Here is a 17,301-nt window from a genome sequence, read left to right on the forward strand (position 1 = left end):
CGGACGGTCCCTCAGTCGAGCGCGGCGAAACCGAGCACGAGGTCGGCGAGGATGTCCTCGACGGCCTCGATGCCCACCGACAGGCGGACGGTCGCCAGGGTGACCCCGGCGATCGCGTTGCCCTCTGCGGTGCCCTGGGAGTGGGTGGTGGTGGCGGGGTGGGAGACCAGCGAGCGGACGTCGCCGATGTTGACCAGGCAGGAGTGCAGCTTGAGCGCGTCGATGAACTTCCACGACTGCGCCTTGACGTCCTCGTCGGACGCGCCCTCCGGGACCGCGAGGTCGAAGGTGACGATCGCGCCGGCACCCTTGGGCGACAGCTTCTTCTGCAGCTCCTTGTACGGTGACGAGGCCAGGCCCGCGTACTGCACCTTGGACACGTCCTGGCGAGCCTCGAGCCACTCGGCGATCCGCTGCGCGTTGGACACGTGCCGCTCGACCCGGAGGCTGAGGGTGTCGATGCCCTGGACCAGGGTCCACGCGTTGAACGGCGAGGCCGCGGCGCCGGTGTCGCGCAGGAGCGTGACGCGGGCCTTGAGCGCGAGGGCGGGTGCACCGAGGTCGGCGTAGACCAGGCCGTGGTAGGCCGGGTCGGGCGTCGTGAAGGACGGGAAGACGTCCTGACCGTCGCGCTGGACGCGCCAGTCGAACTTGCCGCCGTCGACCAGGACGCCGCCGAGCGAGGACCCGTGGCCGCCGAGGTACTTGGTGGCGGAGGAGACCACGACGTCCGCACCCAGCTCGAGCGGGCGGATGAGGTACGGGGTGGCCACGGTGTTGTCGATAACGAGCGGCACCTGGTTGCGGTGCGCGACCTCGGCGATGGCCGGGATGTCCAGGATGTCGTTGAGCGGGTTGGAGATGGACTCGCCGTAGAACAGCTTGGTGTTGGGCCGGACCGCCGCCTGCCAGGAGGCGGGGTCGTCCGGGTTCTCCACGAACGTGGTCTCGATGCCGTACTTGGGCAGCGTGTGCCGGAGCAGCGTGTCGGTGCCGCCGTAGAGGCGGGGGGAGGCCACCACGTGCCCGCCCGACTGGGCGATCGCCTGGATGGCGGCGGTCTCGGCCGCCTGGCCGGAGGCGAACAGCAGCCCGGCGACGCCACCCTCGAGGGAGGCGATCCGGTCCTCGGCCGCGGCGACCGTCGGGTTGGTGATCCGGGTGTAGATGGGACCCATCTCGGCGAGGGCGAACCGGTCGGCGGCCTGCTTGGCGTCGGCGAAGACGAACGAGGTGGTCTGGTAGATCGGCAGGTTGCGTGCCCCGGTGTCGGAGTCCACGGGCTGACCGGCGTGGACCTGGCGGGTCTCGAAGGCCCAGTCGGGGTTGGTGTTGTCGTAGGTCATAGGGGCGGAGCCCCTCCTCTCGTCAGAAGGGTCCGACCGCTTGACGACAGCGGACCCGCGCTTGCCTGCCACCCGAACGGGTGAGGGCCAGGTCGTCTCCCGGGGCACCCCACCGCGGTGGAGGGTTGCCGCCCAGCAAGCCGGGGCTCGATGCTGGGACTCATGACCTGGGGACAGGCTAGCCTAAGCCGCCGCTCGCCTGCAACGAGCGGAAACGGCTGGACAGGCCGCCTCTGAGCAGGCCACGCCGGTAAGATGAGGCCCACGTCACGATCGGTACCGGAGAAAGAGGGCCCGATGTCCAAGATCAAGGTCGAGGGGACGGTCGTCGAGCTCGACGGCGACGAGATGACCCGCATCATCTGGAAGTTCATCAAGGACGAGCTGATCCACCCCTACCTCGACGTGGACCTCGAGTTCTACGACCTGGGCATCGAGAGTCGGGACGCCACGGACGACCAGATCACCGTCGACGCCGCCAACGCCATCAAGAAGCACGGCGTCGGCGTCAAGTGCGCGACCATCACCCCGGACGAGGCGCGGGTGGAGGAGTTCGGCCTCAAGCGGATGTACCGCTCGCCCAACGGCACGATCCGCAACATCCTCGGCGGGACGATCTTCCGCGCCCCGATCATTATCTCCAACGTGCCGCGCCTGGTTCCGGGCTGGACCAAGCCGATCATCGTCGGCCGCCACGCCTTCGGCGATCAGTACCGGGCCACCGACTTCACGGTTCCCGGAGCCGGCACGGTCACCATCACCTTCACGCCGGACGACGGCTCGGAGCCGATCGAACACGAGATGGTGACGTTCCCGGAAGACGGCGGCGTGGTGATGGGCATGTACAACTTCACCACGTCCATCGAGGACTTCGCGCGCGCCTCCTTCAACTACGGGCTGCAGCACGAGTACCCGGTGTACCTGTCCACCAAGAACACGATCCTCAAGGCCTACGACGGCGCCTTCAAGGACATCTTCCAGGACGTGTTCGAGCGCGAGTTCAAGGCCGAGTTCGACAAGGCCGGCCTGACCTACGAGCACCGGCTCATCGACGACATGGTGGCCTCCGCGCTCAAGTGGGAGGGCGGGTACGTGTGGGCCTGTAAGAACTACGACGGCGACGTGCAGTCCGACACCGTGGCCCAGGGCTTCGGCTCGCTCGGCCTCATGACCTCCGTGCTGCTCACCCCGGACGGGAAGACCTGCGAGGCGGAGGCCGCCCACGGCACCGTCACGCGACATTTCCGGCAGCACCAGGAGGGCAAGGCGACCTCCACCAACCCGATAGCCTCGATCTTCGCGTGGACCCGGGGTCTCGAGCACCGCGGCAAGCTCGACGGCACCCCGGAGGTCATCGAGTTCGCCCACCAACTCGAGGACGTGGTCATCAAGACCGTCGAGGAGGGGCAGATGACCAAGGACCTCGCGCTGCTCGTCGGCGATGGCCAGGAACACCTCACGACGGAGGAGTTCCTCGCGGCGCTGGATGAGAATCTCAAGCGCACCCGAGCAGAGGCCTGATCCCGCGCGCCCACCGTTCGGCGACGACCCCGCGCCCGCCGGTGTGGGGTCGCGGCGGCGCCCGATCGGTTACCGTAGTCGGACAGTGGTCCACGTCACAGGCGTGGCTAGCCGTTCCGTCGTGAGCCCAGGAGACGTCCGTGGATCAGAGCCCCTTGGTCGATATCGGCCTGCCGATCGCCCTGGCCATCATCATGGTCGGCATCGGGTTGAGTCTGACCAGGGAGGACTTCGCGGTCCAGGCCAGATCGCCCAGGGCCACGATCGTCGGACTGTTCGGCCAACTGGTCCTGGTTCCGCTGGTCGGTGTCGGTGTGGCCCTGCTCTTCGGCCTCACGCCGATGCTGGCGCTCGGGGTGGTGCTCGTGGCCGCGACGCCGGGCGGGGCGACGTCGAACCTCATCACTTATCTCTCCCGCGGCAACGTCGCCCTCTCGGTCATCCTCACCGCCCTCACCTCCGTCGCCGTCATCCTCACCCTGCCGATGTGGTTCGGCATCGGCGCGCGCCTCATCCCCGGAGCCGCGGACGAGGAGGTGACCGTCCCTCTCGGCCAGACTTTCGGACTCCTGCTGGGCGTCATCCTCATCCCGGTCGCGATCGGGATGATCCTCCGTGCCAGGAGGCCCGCGCTCGCCTCCCGCATCGAGCGCTACGTCGGGATCGTGGGCCTCGTCGTGCTGGTCCTGCTCATCGTGGGGATCGTCCTCGGCGAACGGGACCGGATCGTCGACCTCGTCGTGACCGTCGGCCCCGCCGTGATCGTCCTCAACCTCGCACTGATCGTTCTCGGCGGCCTCCTGGCATGGGTGAGCAGGCTGAGGCGGGCGGAGCAGATCGCGATCGCCGTGGAGTTCGGCATCAAGAACACCACCCTGACGCTGTTGATCGCCTTCACCGTGATCGGTGACGAGGAGGTCGGGCTCGCGGCCGCCGTCTACAGCATCGTCATGTACGTCACGGCGTTCGCGCTGGTCTACGGTGGCCGACGCCTCATGCGCACCGCCCCCTGATCGGGCTGACGTGGCAGGCCCGGCCGGGGTGGTGGGCGTAGCCTTCGTCGGTGACCACGAGCCCCGCAGCCGCCCCGGCGCCGGACACCGAGCCCGCCGCACCCACCCCTCGCCGTGTGGCGCTGGCGATCCTCGCGCTCGCGCTGGGCGGGTTCGGCATCGGCGTCACCGAGTTCGCGGCGATGGGACTGCTGCGGTCGATCGCCGAGGGCTTCGGGCTCACCGAACCACAGGCCGGCAACGTCATCAGCGCCTACGCGCTCGGCGTGGTCGTGGGTGCCCCGCTGCTGACCGTGTGGACCTCACGGTGGCGGCGCCGCACCCTGCTGCTCGTCCTCATGGCGATGTTCACCGCGGGCAACGTCGCGGCGGCCTTCGCCCCGGCCGCCGAGATCCTGGTGGCGGCCCGGTTCGTCGCCGGAATCCCGCACGGGGCGTACTTCGGGGTCGCCTCCCTGGTGGCGGCCTCCCTCGCGGGTCCCGGACGGCAGGCGCGGGCGGTGTCCCAGGTGCTGCTCGGACTGTCGGTCGCGAACGTGATCGGTGTCCCGGCGGCGACCTGGCTCGGGGAGACGATCGGGTGGCAGTCCGCCTTCCTCGCGGTCGGGGTGATCGGCGCGCTGACCGTGGCGGCCATCTTCGTCGTCGTCCCCGAACCCACGGGGACGGTGGTCGTCAGGGCGTGCGAGGAGCTCGCCGCGTTGGCGAGGCCACAGATCCTGGCGACGCTCGCCGTGGGGTCCGTCGGGTTCGGCGGCATGTTCGCCGTCTACACCTACATCCAGTGGACGATGGTCGACGTCGCCGGGATCGATCCCGGCTGGATGCCCGCGGTGCTCGCCGTCTACGGACTCGGCATGGTGGCCGGCAACCTGCTCGGCGGTGTGGTTGCGGACCGGGACCTCGACCGCGGGCTGGTCGCGATCGCCGCGGTGATGACCGTGGTGCTGGCGCTGTTCGCCGTCGCCGCGCACCATCCCATCACGGCGCTGGTGGGTCTGTTCCTGGTGGGCACGACCGGATCCGCGTTGGTGCCGGGGCTGCAGTCCCGACTGATGACATACGCGGGCAGGGGACAGACGCTCGCCGCCTCGCTCAACCACTCGGCCCTCAACGCCGCCAACGCGCTGGGCGCGTGGCTCGGCGGGGCCGTGATCGCGCTGGGCTTCGGCTACACGTCCCCGGCGCTCGCCGGGGCGGCCCTGGCGGCGGCGGGTCTCGCGATCCTGGTGGGCGCGGTCTGGGCGGCGCGGCGGACGGCGACGGGGTAGCCGAACCGTCACGTCCCCGGCGATCGGTAGCCTGTGGGCCGTGAGCCTCACCGTGAGCACCGTCAACGTCAACGGGATCCGCGCCGCCGTCAAGCAGCGGTCGGAGACCAACCTCGGATTCCTGCCCTGGCTGGAGGGCAGCGGGGCGGACGTCGTCGCCCTCCAGGAGGTGCGCGCCGACTCCGACCAGACCCGTAAGGCGCTCGCGCCCGCCCTCGACGCCGGGTGGCATCTGGTGGGCGCTCCGTCCTCGCTCAAGGGTCGAGCCGGTGTGGCGATCCTGTCCCGCGCCGAGCCGACCGACGTGCGCGTCGGGTACGGCGACGAGGAGTTCGAGGAGTCCGGCCGGTACATCGAGGCCGTCTACCCCGGGGCTGTCGACGGTGAGACCGTCACCGTCGCCAGCCTCTACCTGCCCTCGGGGTCTGCCGACACCCCCAAGCAGGACGAGAAGGACCGTTTCCTGGGGACCTTCCGCGAGTACCTCGCCGAGCGGGCCGGGCATCTGAAGACCCGTGAGGGTCACGAGATGGTCATCTGTGGCGATTGGAATATCGCCCACCGTGAGGCCGACCTGAAGAATCACAAGGGCAACCACAAGAGCTCCGGTTTCCTGCCGCACGAGCGGGAGTGGATGACCGACGTCTTCGCCGACGGCAGCGGCTGGACCGACATCGTGCGGTATCGCCGCCCCGACCAGATCGGCCCGTACTCGTGGTGGAGCCAGCGCGGTAAGGCCTTCGACAACGACGCGGGCTGGCGGATCGACTACCACGTGGTGTCCGACGGACTGGTCGACCGGGCGGTGTCTGATCGAGTGGACCGGGCGAGCGCGTACGACATGCGGTGGTCCGACCATGCGCCGGTCACCGTCGTCTACGAGTAGGTCCGAGACGAGTATGTCCGAGACGAGTGGTGACGACGACGAAGGCGACTTCTGAGATCGGGCCCGCGGTCGCGGATGTCACGCGGGGGACGGGTCCGTAACCTCGGCACCATGCCGAAGTATGCGACCGCCGAACGTCCCGATCGAGCCGGCCTCGACGATTTCGTCCGCCCCCGACACCGCGCCGTCCTCATCACCCGTCGGTCGTCCGGCGGGCTGCAGACCTCGCCGGTGACCTGCGGTGTCGACTCCGAGGGCAGGCTCGTCGTGGCCACCTATCCGCAGCGGGCGAAGGTGACCAACATCCGCCGCGACCCGGCCGTGAGCGTGTGCGTACTGTCCGACGACTTCAACGGCCCGTACGTCCACCTCGACGGCACCGCGGAGATCGTCGACCTGCCCGAGGCGGTGGAGCCGCTGGTGGAGTACTTCCGCAGCATCGCCGGGGAGCACGACGACTGGGACGAGTACCGGGCGGCGATGGTGCGGCAGGGCAAGTGCCTCATCCGGGTGGCCATCGATGACTGGGGCCCGATAGCCACGGGCGGCTTCCCGCCGGAGATGGCGCCGCCCGCCGACCGCTGACAGTGCGGCGACCGCCCGCGCGAGGGCGTGGGCGGTGGGTTGTCGGGGACGTGGGAAGATGAACGCCATGTCTGAGCAGTCCTCCTCCGCAGATCCCACGCCCGCAGAGCCGACCGGGTCGCAGGCGCCCGCGAAGCGCCAGCGTGTCCTGTCCGGCATTCAGCCGACCGCCGACTCGTACCACCTCGGCAACTACCTGGGCGCGGTGCGGCAGTGGGTCGAACTGCAGGACGACTACGACGCGTACTACTTCATCCCCGATCTGCACGCGATCACCGTCAAGCAGGACCCCAAGGAGCTGCGCGAGCGGGTCTTCCGCGGCTGTGCGCAGCTTCTCGCGCTGGGGGTGGACCCCGCCCGGTCGGTGCTGTTCGTGCAGTCGCACGTCCCCGAACACGCCGAGCTGGCCTGGGTGCTGGGGTGCATCACCGGGTATGGCGAGGCCGCCCGGATGACGCAGTTCAAGGACAAGGCCGCCAAACAGGGCACCGACGGCACCACGGTGGGTCTGTTCACCTACCCGGTGCTCATGGCCGCCGACATCCTGCTCTACCGCCCGCACCTGGTGCCGGTGGGGGAGGATCAGCGTCAGCACCTCGAGTTGACCCGCGACCTGGCGATGCGGTTCAACTCCCGCTACAAGAAGACCTTCGTGGTGCCGGGAGGGAAGATCCTCGAGGGGTCCGCCAAGATCTACGACCTCCAGGATCCCACCGCCAAGATGAGCAAGTCCGGTGAGAACCCGAAGGGCATCGTCAACCTGCTCGACGACCCCAAGGTCTCCGCCAAGCGCATCCGCAGTGCGGTCACCGACTCCGACGGCACCATCCGCTACGACCGCGAGATGAAGCCGGGGGTGTCCAACCTGTTGGCGATCCAGTCGGCGTTCTCCGGGCGACCGATCGCCGACATCGTGGCCGACTACCAGAGTGCCGGCGCCGGCTACGGGGCCCTGAAAACCGACACGGCCGACGCGCTCGAGGCGTTCGTGACCCCACTGCGGGGCCGGTTCGACGAGTACATGTCCGACCGTGCCGAGCTCGAAAGGATCCTCGCCGACGGCGCGGACCGTGCCCGCGCGGTGGCCAGCCCGGTCCTCTCGCTGGTGTACCAGGCAGTCGGCTTCACCGCGCCCCGCCGTGGCTGACCAGTGATGATAGGCCCAAAAACTACTAGTCAGGTGTAGTAACTCTAGCGGCGGTCGAGTTCACGACGTTCATCGTCGACTGAAACGTCGACGTCACACTACGTCCTTAGAGTCGGACCCAGCTCATCGGAGACGAAGCTCCGACGAGCGGTCGTATCCCGTCACCTGACAAGGAGTCACACAATGGGTCTGGTTGCCGGTCTCATCGGAATCGTCGGCGATCTCCTCCACCTGCTTCTCGGTGGCCTGTAGGCGCCCGCCGGCGCCGGGGAATGGTGCCCCTCACCGGACGCGGTGAGGGGCACCTTCTCGTGCGGGACGGGGCTCAGGCCTCCGGCGTCCCCTGCTGGAACGTCTGACGCCACGACCCGCCGGAGCGGACCCAGACCGAACTGCGCAGCGTGGAACCGTCGCCCGACCGCTCCCGCCACACGAGCAGGATCGACTGCGCCCCGACCCGGCGGGCCTCGATGAGATCCATCGTGCGTTCAGCCGTCGACCGACCGGATGATCCGGCGGCGGCGAGCCTGTCCGCGCGGGACCACACCTCGCCCCGGGCGCACACGTGGCTCCACGAGGGATCCAGCAACTCCTCCAGCCGGTCGCGGTCACCCCGGACCGCCTCCGTGAGCAGCGACCGCTCGAGATCCACGACCAGGTCCAGGTCCGTCCGGTCCGGCGCCTCGTCGGCGTCGTCGGCCAGGGAGAACAGATCGGGCTCGGCGGCGGAGGATGCCCTCGTCGTCGTCGCCTTCGTCGTCGTTTCCCTCGCCTTGCCCGCGCCTGCCGGGGCGGACGCCGGCACCGACGCGGACTCCGACCGCCGAGCGGTGCCACCCGCCGCTGGGGGAGCGGCCGGGTCGTCGCCGGCGCCGACGGCCTGCGCGCCCGGATAACCCGGGCCGGCCTCCGGCTCCTTCTTGGCGGCATGCGCTTTTGCGGCGCCGTTGGCGAGGACGTCAGCTTTCTCGTTGAGCTCGTGGCCGGCGTGGCCCTTGACCCACTCGAACGTGACCTTGCGGCCCTGCATGGCCTCGTCGAGGGCCTTCATCACCTCGACGTTGAGCACGGGCTTGCCGTCGGACTTCTTCCAGCCCTTGCGCTTCCAGCCCGCCATCCACTTGGTGATGGAGTTGATGACGTACTGCGAGTCGCACAGCACGTGAAGGGGCTCCGAGGCGTGCGCGGTCTGGCGCAGCAGGTCCAGGACAGCGGTGAGCTCGCCCTGGTTGTTGGTGCCGCGCTTCCAGCCGCCGCAGCGCCACGTCGAGTCGTCGATGTACCAGGCCCAGCCGGCGGGGCCGGGATTTCCGAGGGCGGAGCCGTCCGCTGCGGCGATGATCGTCACGGTCGACGATCCTGCCACCGTTGCGGACGCGACCATTCACCGGCTCCCCGAGGCTGAGCCGCGGACGGGCTGAACGACTGAGCCGCAGACGGGCTGAGCCTCAATCCAAGATCCACCGATCGAATTACGATCCACCTACGGAATTCCCTAGGTGGATCGCAATTCGATAGGTGGATTGCCTGGCGCGGTGGAGTTGGGCGGCGTCTCGGCGTCCCGGCGACCGCGGGCCACCGAGCCCCGTCGCGCGTGTCAGCCCTGGAGGTCGCCGTCCTCGATGCCGTCGAGATCGATCGCTTCGCCGTCCTTCCGCTCGGCTCGCCGGGAGATCTTGGCCGCCTCGCGCATCTCGATGCCCTCGGTGACGAAGTCGCCGACCTCCTTGGCGATCGAGCCGATCGCGTCCGTGATGATGACGGCGATACGTCCCACCAGCGACGCGCCCGCCTGGACACCTGCCTGGACCTGGTCCTTGTTGCGTTCGAAGTCGCTCATGGACCGCTCCCTTCGTCGGTGATGCCCTTAGACGGTACCCGCGGCTCAGGCGGCGACGGGAGTTTTCTTGCGCTCGATGATCACCGCAGGCGTGTCCGCCGCGGTGGGAGGCAGGGGCAGCGCCAGGCGGAACATCTTGGACCAGACGTTCGCGACCTGCTTCCACAACGGGCCGGTCGTGTACGGCAGGCCGTGCTCCTCGCAGATCGCGCGCACCTCGTCCGCGATCTCCGGGTAGCGGTGCGCGGGAAGATCCGGGAACAGGTGGTGCTCGATCTGGTGCGACAGGTTGCCGGTCGCCAGATGCATGAACGGGCTGCCCGAGATGTTGGCCGACCCCAGCATCTGCCGGACGTACCACTCGCCGCGGGTCTCCTCGGCCGTCTCCTCCTGCGTGAACACCTGGGCGCCGGACGGGAAGTGGCCACAGAAGATCACCGAGAACGCCCAGATGTTGCGGACGACGTTCGCGGTGAGGTTGCCGGCGAACGTGAGCGGGAACAGCGGCCCCGTGAGCGCCGGGTGCACGATGTAGTCCTTGGCCACCTGGCCGCGGACCTTGTTCCACCAGCCGGCGAGCAGGCCCTTGACGTCGGACCACTTGCGCTTGCCCTTGAGGACGTTGTCGTACTCGAGGTCGTGCATCATCACGCCCCACTCGAACAGCATCATCAGCGCGAACGCGTACACGGGATTGCCCAGGCGCAGCGGGGTCCACTTCTGCTCGTACTCCATCCGCAGCAGGCCGTAGCCGATGTCGCGGTCCAGGTCGAGGATGTTGGTGTACGTGTGGTGCATGTAGTTGTGCGAGTGCCGCCACTGGTCCGACGGGCACACGTTGTCCCACTCGAAGCTCGAGGAGTGGAGCATGTCGTCGCGCATCCAGTCGTACTGGCCGTGCATGACGTTGTGGCCGATCTCCATGTTGTCGAGGATCTTGGAAGCGCTCAGCGCGGCGACGCCGGCCAGCCAGGCCGGGGGCAGGAAGCCGAGGAACATCAGCCCGCGGCCGGCCAACTCCAGGCGGCGTTGGGTGCGCACCACCCGCAGGATGTAGTCGCGGTCGGCGGTGCCGAGGTCGGCCCTCACGCGGTCGCGGATGGCATCGAGTTCGCGGCCGATGATCTCGACCGACTCGGCCGACAGCACGATCGGCTCGGGGCCGGGGGTCTTCGCGGTCTTCGCGTCGGCGGACTTGCCGGCCGCCTTGCCGCTGGCCTTCGGCGCCTTCGGCGTGGTGGACTTCTTCGGGCGGAGGCCGGGCAGTTGCAGGAGTGTCATGACGGGGTCCTTCCGGGTCGTTCCGGGCGGGTGGGGATGCAGGTCTAGAGCTCGATCTCGACGTCGCCGACGGGCGCGTTGACGCAGATCTGGACGTGGCAGTCGGGCGTGGAGTCGACCTCGCCGGTGCGCAGATCGCGGGTGGTGCCGGAGACGCGCACGGCCGTGCAGGTGTGGCAGATGCCCATCCGGCAGCCGTGCTGGGGGCTCAGGCCGGCGGCCTCGGCGCCCTCGAGCAGGGTGGTTCCCTCGTTCCGGGCGGTGACGCCGCTGCGCAGGTGGGTCACGGTGCCGCCGTCCCCGTCGGGCACCGGCCCGGTCGCGGAGGTGAAACGCTCACGGAGGACGCCGGAGAACCGCTCGGCACCGAGGACCTCCTCGAGGCCCCGGGCCAGCGGTTCGGGGCCGCAGAGGAACACCGCGGCGTCATCGTGCCAGGGGGCTGTCTCCTCGAGATGGTCGGCGGAGAGGTGGCCGGACAGGCCGCTGGGGGTCGTCCCCTCGGCGGTGGGGACCACCGTGACCGTCACCCCGGACCGGGCCAGCTCACGGAGCTGGTCCCGGAAGGGCACGTCCTCCACGCGGCGGGCGTAGTGCAGCCACGCCACGCGGCCCGGCGCCCCGTCGCCGCAGTGGCCGTCTGAGGCGAGCGTCGAGGCGATCGCCAGCATCGGGGTGATGCCGCTGCCGCCGCTGACCAGCAGCACATCGGCGGGGCGGGCCTCGGGCAACGCCATCTCGCCGACCGGGCTACCCAGGAGAAGTCGCATCCCGGGCGCGGCCTCGTCCCAGAGATGGTTCGAGACCACGCCGTCGGGGTGCCTGCGAACGGCGATGGTCGCCAACCCGTCGCGGCGGGACGCCGGATCGACGGGGGAGTAGTGGCGGCGGTGGACGACGCCGTCCACCACGACCCCGATCTCGAGCGCGGCGCCGGGGGCGGGGCGGTCGACCCCGGCGGGCAACCGCAGGGTGAGGACCGTGACGTCGGGGACCGGCCGGTCGACTGTCACGACGGTCGCCCCGGTGGGGTCGTCGGACCAGTCCACGCCCAGGGAGCGGACGTAGTGTTCGACCGGATGGGGAGTGAGTAGGGTGCGCGTGACCCTGCGGGAGAAGAGTCTGCGGATGGGCGGGGCGGTCATGTGGACCTCCGTCGAGGATATGGGTCGGTGTGGTCGGACGCCGTCGGATGCGGTCGCTCCCCGGCGGTCGTCGCGCCTCGCACCGGGTCGGTGCCGTCGCGGTCGGGGTGCGCATCCGTCCGGTTCGACCACCGGACGTTTTTGAGTGTACAGCCGTTCTCTGAAATGGGAAGAGGGTCGATTTGTGGCCCGGCCCACACCCCGCGGACGGGTGGTTTCTGACGCGTCAGTCCAGGCTGTCGATAGGATGGCGAATGTGACGACGCCCAGGACACGTGCGGAACAGAAGCGGCACACCCGTGCACTCATCGTCGAGGCGGGCCGGAACGGGGTGGCCACGCGCGGCTTCACCGGGCTCGTCGTCCGCGAACTCGCGCGCGAGGTCGGCATCGTCCCCACCGCCTTCTACCGGCACTTCGAGTCCGTCGACGACCTCGCATCGGAACTCGCGTCCGGCGCGGCCGACGCCCTCGGGACGTTCATCGACGAGCTGATCTCCACCGCGACCGACGACCCCGCCACCGACTGGCCCCGCCTGGCCTCCGCCGCCGCCACCCGGGATCCGCAGACCTGGGCCATGCTCGCGCGCGGCCTGGTCGACACCGCGCACCCCGACCACCGGGTCCTCGCGGCCGCCGTCGATTCCGCCCGCCGTCGGCTGGGGATCACCCTGGGTCGGCTCGAGACGCTCTCCGGAGCGAACGACACCTCCATCGACATCGCGGCCGACCTCGTCGTCGTCGTCCTCCTCCGCGCCCTCGTCGAGATGGCCGACGATTCCGACGCCCGCACCACGGTCGACGAGTGCGCCGGGCGTCTGCGGGTCATTCTCGCCGGCGCCGGCGCCGTCTCCTGACCGGCCGTTCCCCGGCCGTTCCCCGACCGTACGCGCCGACGCGGCGGCCGCTACGGACGTGAGGCCGGGCCCCGGGCTAGTTCCGTGACCGCAGCGTGAGGACCGCCCCGGCCACCACGACGAGTCCCGCCGCGCCCAGCGCCAGCCACGTGCTGTAGCGCTCGAGCACCGAGCCGCCGACGATCGCCGTCTCCGGCGTGCCCGCACCGCCGAGGCCGCCGGCCAGGTGCTCGGTCGCGTGATCGGTCGAGTCCTGCGGCCCGGCCTCGAGCACGCCCACAGGGTCCGAGTCGCCCGCCGCGTACCCCGCGTCCAGCAGTGCGGCCGCCTGCTGCCACGGCGGGCTGGGCACACGCGTGCCGTCGAGCAGCACCACCGCGAGCCGCCGACCGTCCCGCTCGGCCGCCCCGATGAACGTGTGCCGGGCATCGTCGGTGAAACCGGTCTTGCCGCCGATCGCGCCCGGGTAGTTGTGGAGCAGCAGGTTGTCGTTGCCCAGCACGAAGCCGGGGTTGATCAGGACCCCGTCCGCGCCCATCGTCGGGCCGGTGTGCTCCGGTACCGCCGCCGGATCCGGTGGTTCGGTGCCCGGACCAGCGGGGTATCCGGGGAAGCCCGTGGACGGGGTGGCGACGATCTCCGCGAACGCCGGGCGGGCCATCGCGTCCCGGAAGATCAGCGACATGTCGTAGGCGGTGGACATCATGCCCGGGCCGTCGAGGCCGTTCACGGTGGCGACATGCGTACTGCGGGCCCCGAGCGCGACGGCGTGCGCGTTCATCGCGGCGCGCGTCTCCTCGATGCCTCCCAGCTGCCGCGCCAGGACGACCGCGGCGTCGTTGCCGGAGGCCATGAGCAGCCCGCTGAGGAGCCGTCCCACGGAGTACTCCCCGCCCGGCCCGATGCCCACGAGGCTGCCCTCGGCACCCTCAAGATCAGCGTCGGCGACCTCCACGACCCGGTCCAGGTCGAGCGAGTCCAGCGCGACGGAGGCGAGCAGTGTCTTGATCACGCTCGCTGGACGGTACCGGCCGTGCGGATCCTTGGCCGCCACGATCTCCCCGGTGTCCAGGTCGGAGACAAGCCACGCGCTGGCGGTGACGTCGCGTGGCACCTCGAATCCGTCGGTCGCCACGACCTCGCAGCCGGCGAGCCCATCCCCGCCCGGAGGGGTGTCGGGCACCGGGGGAGGGGTCGGGGACGTCTGCCCGGGGATCGGGACCTCGGACTCGTCGACGGGAGCGGGCGGGCTGGTGCGGTGCGGGCACCCGGTGATGTCACGCGGGGTGTCGAAGTACGACGGCGACGTGGTCGACGGCAGCACGGCGACCGGCGGCGGCTCCGTCAGCGGAACGGCGGGGGCCGGCTCCACTGCTGTCACGGGTGCCGCTGCCGCGAGCGGTGTCAGTGCGACGAGGGCTGCGGTCACGAGGCCGGCGGCTCGCTGGACGGGCCGTCGTCGGGTGCTGGTCACGGGGGTCGAGTCTACGTCCGGTCGACGTCGTCTCGGGTCGGACCCGCTGGCCCGGGTCTGACCCGCGCTCGCCACGCAGCCGCTCCCCGGGGTGGCGTCTCGCACCCGCTCCGGGGCATGCGAGACGCCATCTCGGCGTGCGGCTGTGGCCCGGGCATGCGGCTGTGGCCCCGGGCGTGCGGCTGGGGTCGCAGCGGGCAGGCGCGTGTGCGGATGCCGGGGGCGGCGGGGAGGGTCGGGGCCACGAGGGAAGGAAATGGCGGAGGGGCCGCACTCTCCGTCTGTGGAGAGTGCGGCCCCGGCCGGTGCTGTGAGGCGACGTCGGAACGCCGCGGGTCAGCGTGGTGGCTGCCCGGTGATCAGCGGGCGAACAGCAGCGCGCGCTTGACCTCCTGGATCGCCTGCGTCACCTGGATGCCACGGGGGCACGCGTCGGTGCAGTTGAAGGTGGTGCGGCAGCGCCACACGCCCTCGGCGTCGTTGAGGATCTCGAGACGCTCGGCGGCGCCCTCGTCACGGGAGTCGAAGATGAACCGGTGCGCGTTGACGATCGCCGCCGGCCCGAAGTACGACCCGTCCGCCCAGAACACGGGGCAGGAGGTCGTGCAGCAGGCGCAGAGGATGCACTTGGTGGTGTCGTCGAAGCGGGCGCGGTCGGTCTGCGACTGGATGCGCTCGGCGGTCGGCTGGTTACCGGACGTGATGAGGTACGGCATGACGTCGCGGTACGACTTGAAGAACGGCTCCATGTCGACGTAGAGGTCCTTCTCCACCGGCAGGCCGCGCAGCGGCGCCACCGTGATGGTGATGGACTTGCCGTCCTTGGGGAGCATGTCCTTCATGAGGACCTTGCACGCCAGGCGGTTCACGCCGTTGATGAGCATGGCGTCCGAACCGCAGATGCCGTGCGCACAGGACCGGCGGAACGCCAGGGACCCGTCGATGTAGTTCTTGACGTACATCAGCAGGTTGAGCAGACGGTCCGACGGCAGGGCCGGGACCTCGTACTCCTTCCAGCCGGCCGAGTCCGGATCCTCCGGGTTGAACCGGGCGATTTTCAGCGTGACCATCGTCGAGCCGGGCGGCACCGGACGGTTGGCGCCGGGGTCCTTGCCGTCGTTGGCCTTGGTGGTGTCGACTGCGGTGCTCATCAGTACTTACGCTCCATCGGCTCGTAGCGGGTCTGCACAACCGGCTTCCAATCCAGCCGGATGTCGGAGAGCAGGTCGAGACCGCCCTCCTTGAACGCCATCGTGTGTTTCATGTACGTGGCGTCGTCGCGGTCCGGGAAGTCCTCGCGGGAGTGACCGCCGCGGGACTCCTTGCGGTTGAGGGCACAGACGACCGTGACCTCCGCCAGCTCCAGCAGGAAGCCCAGTTCGACGGCCTCCAAGAGCTCGGTGTTGAAGCGCTTGCCCTTGTCCGAGACGGTGACGTCGGCGTAGCGGGCCTTGAGGGCGCGGAGCTCGTCACGGGCCTCGGTGAGCGACTGCTCGGTGCGGAAGACCGACGCCTTGTCGTCCATCATGGCCTGCATCTCGCTGCGGATGTCGGCGGCGTTCTCCTGGCCGTGGGGAGCCAGCATGCGCTCCATCCAGTCGCGCACCATCATCTCGGGCTCGGCGGGCAGCTCGACGAAGTCATGACCCGCGGCGTAGTCGGCGGCCGCGATGCCCGCACGTCGGCCGAAGACGTTGATGTCCAGCAGGGAGTTGGTGCCCAGACGGTTGGAGCCGTGGACGGAGACGCAGGCGCACTCGCCGGCGGCGTACAGGCCGGGGACGACGTCCTCGGAGTTGCGCAGCACCTCGCCCTTGATGTTGGTCGGGATGCCGCCCATGACGTAGTGGCAGGTGGGGAAGACCGGCACGAGCTCGGTCACCGGGTCCACACCGAGGTAGGTGCGCGAGAACTCGGTGATGTCGGGCAGCTTCTCCTCCAGCACGTCGGCGCCGAGGTGGGTCACGTCGATGTAGACGTAGTCCTTCTCGGGGCCGGCGCCGCGGCCCTCGCGGACCTCCAGGACCATCGAGCGGGCGACGATGTCACGCGGGGCGAGGTCCTTGATGGTGGGGGCGTAGCGCTCCATGAAGCGCTCACCGTCCGCGTTGCGCAGGATGCCGCCCTCACCGCGGACGGCCTCGGAGATGAGGATGCCCAGGCCGGCGAGGCCGGTCGGGTGGAACTGGTGGAACTCCATGTCCTCCAGCGGAAGGCCCTTGCGGAAGACCACGGCCATGCCGTCACCGGTGAGGGTGTGGGCGTTGGACGTGGTCTTGTACATGCGGCCCGAGCCGCCCGTGGCGAAGACCGTGGCCTTGGAGTGGAAGACGTGCAGGTCGCCGGAGGCGAGCTCGTAGGCGACGCAGCCGGTGGCGACGGGGCCCTCGGGGGTCTCGGTGAGGCACAGGTCCAGGACGTAGAACTCGTTGAAGAACTCGACGTTGTGCTTGACGCAGTTCTGGTAGAGCGTCTGCAGGATCATGTGACCGGTGCGGTCGGCCGCGTAGCAGGCGCGACGTACGGGAGCCTTGCCGTGGTCACGGGTGTGGCCGCCGAAGCGCCGCTGGTCGATCTTGCCCTCGGGCGTGCGGTTGAACGGCAGGCCCATGTTCTCCAGGTCGATGACGGCGGTGATGGCCTCCTTGGCCATGATCTCCGCGGCGTCCTGGTCGACGAGGTAGTCGCCACCCTTGACCGTGTCGAACGTGTGCCACTCCCAGTTGTCCTCCTCGACGTTCGCGAGGGCGGCGCACATGCCGCCCTGGGCGGCGCCGGTGTGGGAGCGGGTGGGGTAGAGCTTGGTGAGGACGGCGGTGCGGGTACGCGGGCCCGACTCGATGGCCGCGCGCATACCCGCGCCGCCGGCGCCGACGATCACGACGTCGTACTGATGCTGGTGGACCTGACGATCGGTCATGGGTTACTCAGTGCTC

At 69.8% G+C, this 17,301-nt stretch carries 15 protein-coding genes and 1 riboswitch; of the genes, 7 read left to right on the forward strand and 8 right to left on the reverse strand.

Going from position 1 to position 17,301, the window contains the following annotated elements:
- Nucleotides 1-11: 11 nt before the first annotated feature.
- Entirely contained in the window at nucleotides 12-1,346 is a 1,335-nt protein-coding gene (locus tag G6R20_RS12880; protein WP_067712522.1) for a PLP-dependent transferase, read from the reverse strand.
- A 52-nt stretch (nucleotides 1,347-1,398) separates the two neighbouring features.
- Nucleotides 1,399-1,514, reverse strand: a riboswitch (SAM riboswitch).
- Nucleotides 1,515-1,643: 129 nt separating this feature from the next.
- On the opposite strand from G6R20_RS12880, the gene G6R20_RS12885 reads away from it, so the two are divergent.
- From G6R20_RS12885 to trpS, 6 genes are all read left to right on the forward strand, one after another.
- Nucleotides 1,644-2,867, forward strand: a complete 1,224-nt coding sequence (locus tag G6R20_RS12885) for an NADP-dependent isocitrate dehydrogenase (protein ID WP_096905910.1) — start codon at nucleotides 1,644-1,646, stop codon at nucleotides 2,865-2,867.
- 140 nt (nucleotides 2,868-3,007) lie between these two features.
- Nucleotides 3,008-3,880 (forward strand): bile acid:sodium symporter, encoded by an 873-nt coding sequence (locus G6R20_RS12890; RefSeq protein ID WP_067712517.1) that lies wholly within the window; start codon nucleotides 3,008-3,010, stop codon nucleotides 3,878-3,880.
- 116 nt (nucleotides 3,881-3,996) lie between these two features.
- Nucleotides 3,997-5,151, forward strand: coding sequence for an MFS transporter (locus G6R20_RS12895; RefSeq protein ID WP_275898261.1), 1,155 nt, complete (start codon nucleotides 3,997-3,999; stop codon nucleotides 5,149-5,151).
- Nucleotides 5,152-5,191: 40 nt separating this feature from the next.
- Nucleotides 5,192-6,037: an exodeoxyribonuclease III gene (locus G6R20_RS12900; RefSeq protein ID WP_069389964.1), complete on the forward strand. Its 846-nt coding sequence runs from the start codon at nucleotides 5,192-5,194 to the stop codon at nucleotides 6,035-6,037.
- Between the two features lie 111 nt (nucleotides 6,038-6,148).
- A complete protein-coding gene (locus G6R20_RS12905) occupies nucleotides 6,149-6,622 on the forward strand; it encodes a PPOX class F420-dependent oxidoreductase (RefSeq protein WP_067712723.1) in 474 nt (157 codons plus the stop codon).
- Between the two features lie 67 nt (nucleotides 6,623-6,689).
- Nucleotides 6,690-7,769, forward strand: coding sequence for a tryptophan--tRNA ligase (gene trpS / locus G6R20_RS12910; RefSeq protein ID WP_240341448.1), 1,080 nt, complete (start codon nucleotides 6,690-6,692; stop codon nucleotides 7,767-7,769).
- A 325-nt stretch (nucleotides 7,770-8,094) separates the two neighbouring features.
- Here trpS and G6R20_RS12915 read toward each other — a convergent pair whose 3' ends face one another.
- From G6R20_RS12915 to G6R20_RS12930, 4 genes are all read right to left on the reverse strand, one after another.
- A complete protein-coding gene (locus G6R20_RS12915) occupies nucleotides 8,095-9,117 on the reverse strand; it encodes a ribonuclease HI family protein (protein WP_163376675.1) in 1,023 nt (340 codons plus the stop codon).
- Nucleotides 9,118-9,366: 249 nt separating this feature from the next.
- On the reverse strand, nucleotides 9,367-9,609 hold the full coding sequence (locus G6R20_RS12920) for a hypothetical protein (protein WP_069389963.1): 243 nt from the start codon (nucleotides 9,607-9,609) through the stop codon (nucleotides 9,367-9,369).
- 45 nt (nucleotides 9,610-9,654) lie between these two features.
- Nucleotides 9,655-10,890 carry an acyl-CoA desaturase gene (locus G6R20_RS12925; RefSeq protein ID WP_163376634.1) on the reverse strand — a complete coding sequence of 412 codons (1,236 nt, stop codon included), beginning with the start codon at nucleotides 10,888-10,890 and terminating at the stop codon, nucleotides 9,655-9,657.
- 44 nt (nucleotides 10,891-10,934) lie between these two features.
- Complete coding sequence (locus G6R20_RS12930) at nucleotides 10,935-12,035, reverse strand: iron-sulfur cluster-binding domain-containing protein (protein ID WP_163376635.1); 1,101 nt, start codon at nucleotides 12,033-12,035, stop codon at nucleotides 10,935-10,937.
- 247 nt (nucleotides 12,036-12,282) lie between these two features.
- Between G6R20_RS12930 and G6R20_RS12935 the strand changes: the two genes are divergently transcribed.
- Complete coding sequence (locus G6R20_RS12935) at nucleotides 12,283-12,891, forward strand: TetR/AcrR family transcriptional regulator (protein ID WP_240341449.1); 609 nt, start codon at nucleotides 12,283-12,285, stop codon at nucleotides 12,889-12,891.
- A gap of 76 nt (nucleotides 12,892-12,967) precedes the next feature.
- On the opposite strand, the gene G6R20_RS12940 is transcribed toward G6R20_RS12935, so the two are convergent.
- The 3 genes from G6R20_RS12940 to sdhA all read right to left on the reverse strand — a co-directional run bounded on the left by G6R20_RS12940 (nucleotide 12,968) and on the right by sdhA (nucleotide 17,285).
- Complete coding sequence (locus tag G6R20_RS12940) at nucleotides 12,968-14,365, reverse strand: D-alanyl-D-alanine carboxypeptidase family protein (RefSeq protein WP_163376637.1); 1,398 nt, start codon at nucleotides 14,363-14,365, stop codon at nucleotides 12,968-12,970.
- A 359-nt stretch (nucleotides 14,366-14,724) separates the two neighbouring features.
- Nucleotides 14,725-15,516 (reverse strand): succinate dehydrogenase iron-sulfur subunit, encoded by a 792-nt coding sequence (locus tag G6R20_RS12945; RefSeq protein WP_163376638.1) that lies wholly within the window; start codon nucleotides 15,514-15,516, stop codon nucleotides 14,725-14,727.
- Entirely contained in the window at nucleotides 15,516-17,285 is a 1,770-nt protein-coding gene (gene sdhA, locus G6R20_RS12950) for a succinate dehydrogenase flavoprotein subunit (RefSeq protein ID WP_163376639.1), read from the reverse strand. The genes G6R20_RS12945 and sdhA overlap by 1 nt, the downstream gene beginning before the upstream one ends.
- Between the last annotated feature and the right edge of the window lie 16 nt (nucleotides 17,286-17,301).

Origin of the sequence: Dietzia sp. Alg238-R159 (assembly GCF_900537145.1) — a bacterium.
GTDB lineage: Bacteria > Actinomycetota > Actinomycetes > Mycobacteriales > Mycobacteriaceae > Dietzia > Dietzia kunjamensis.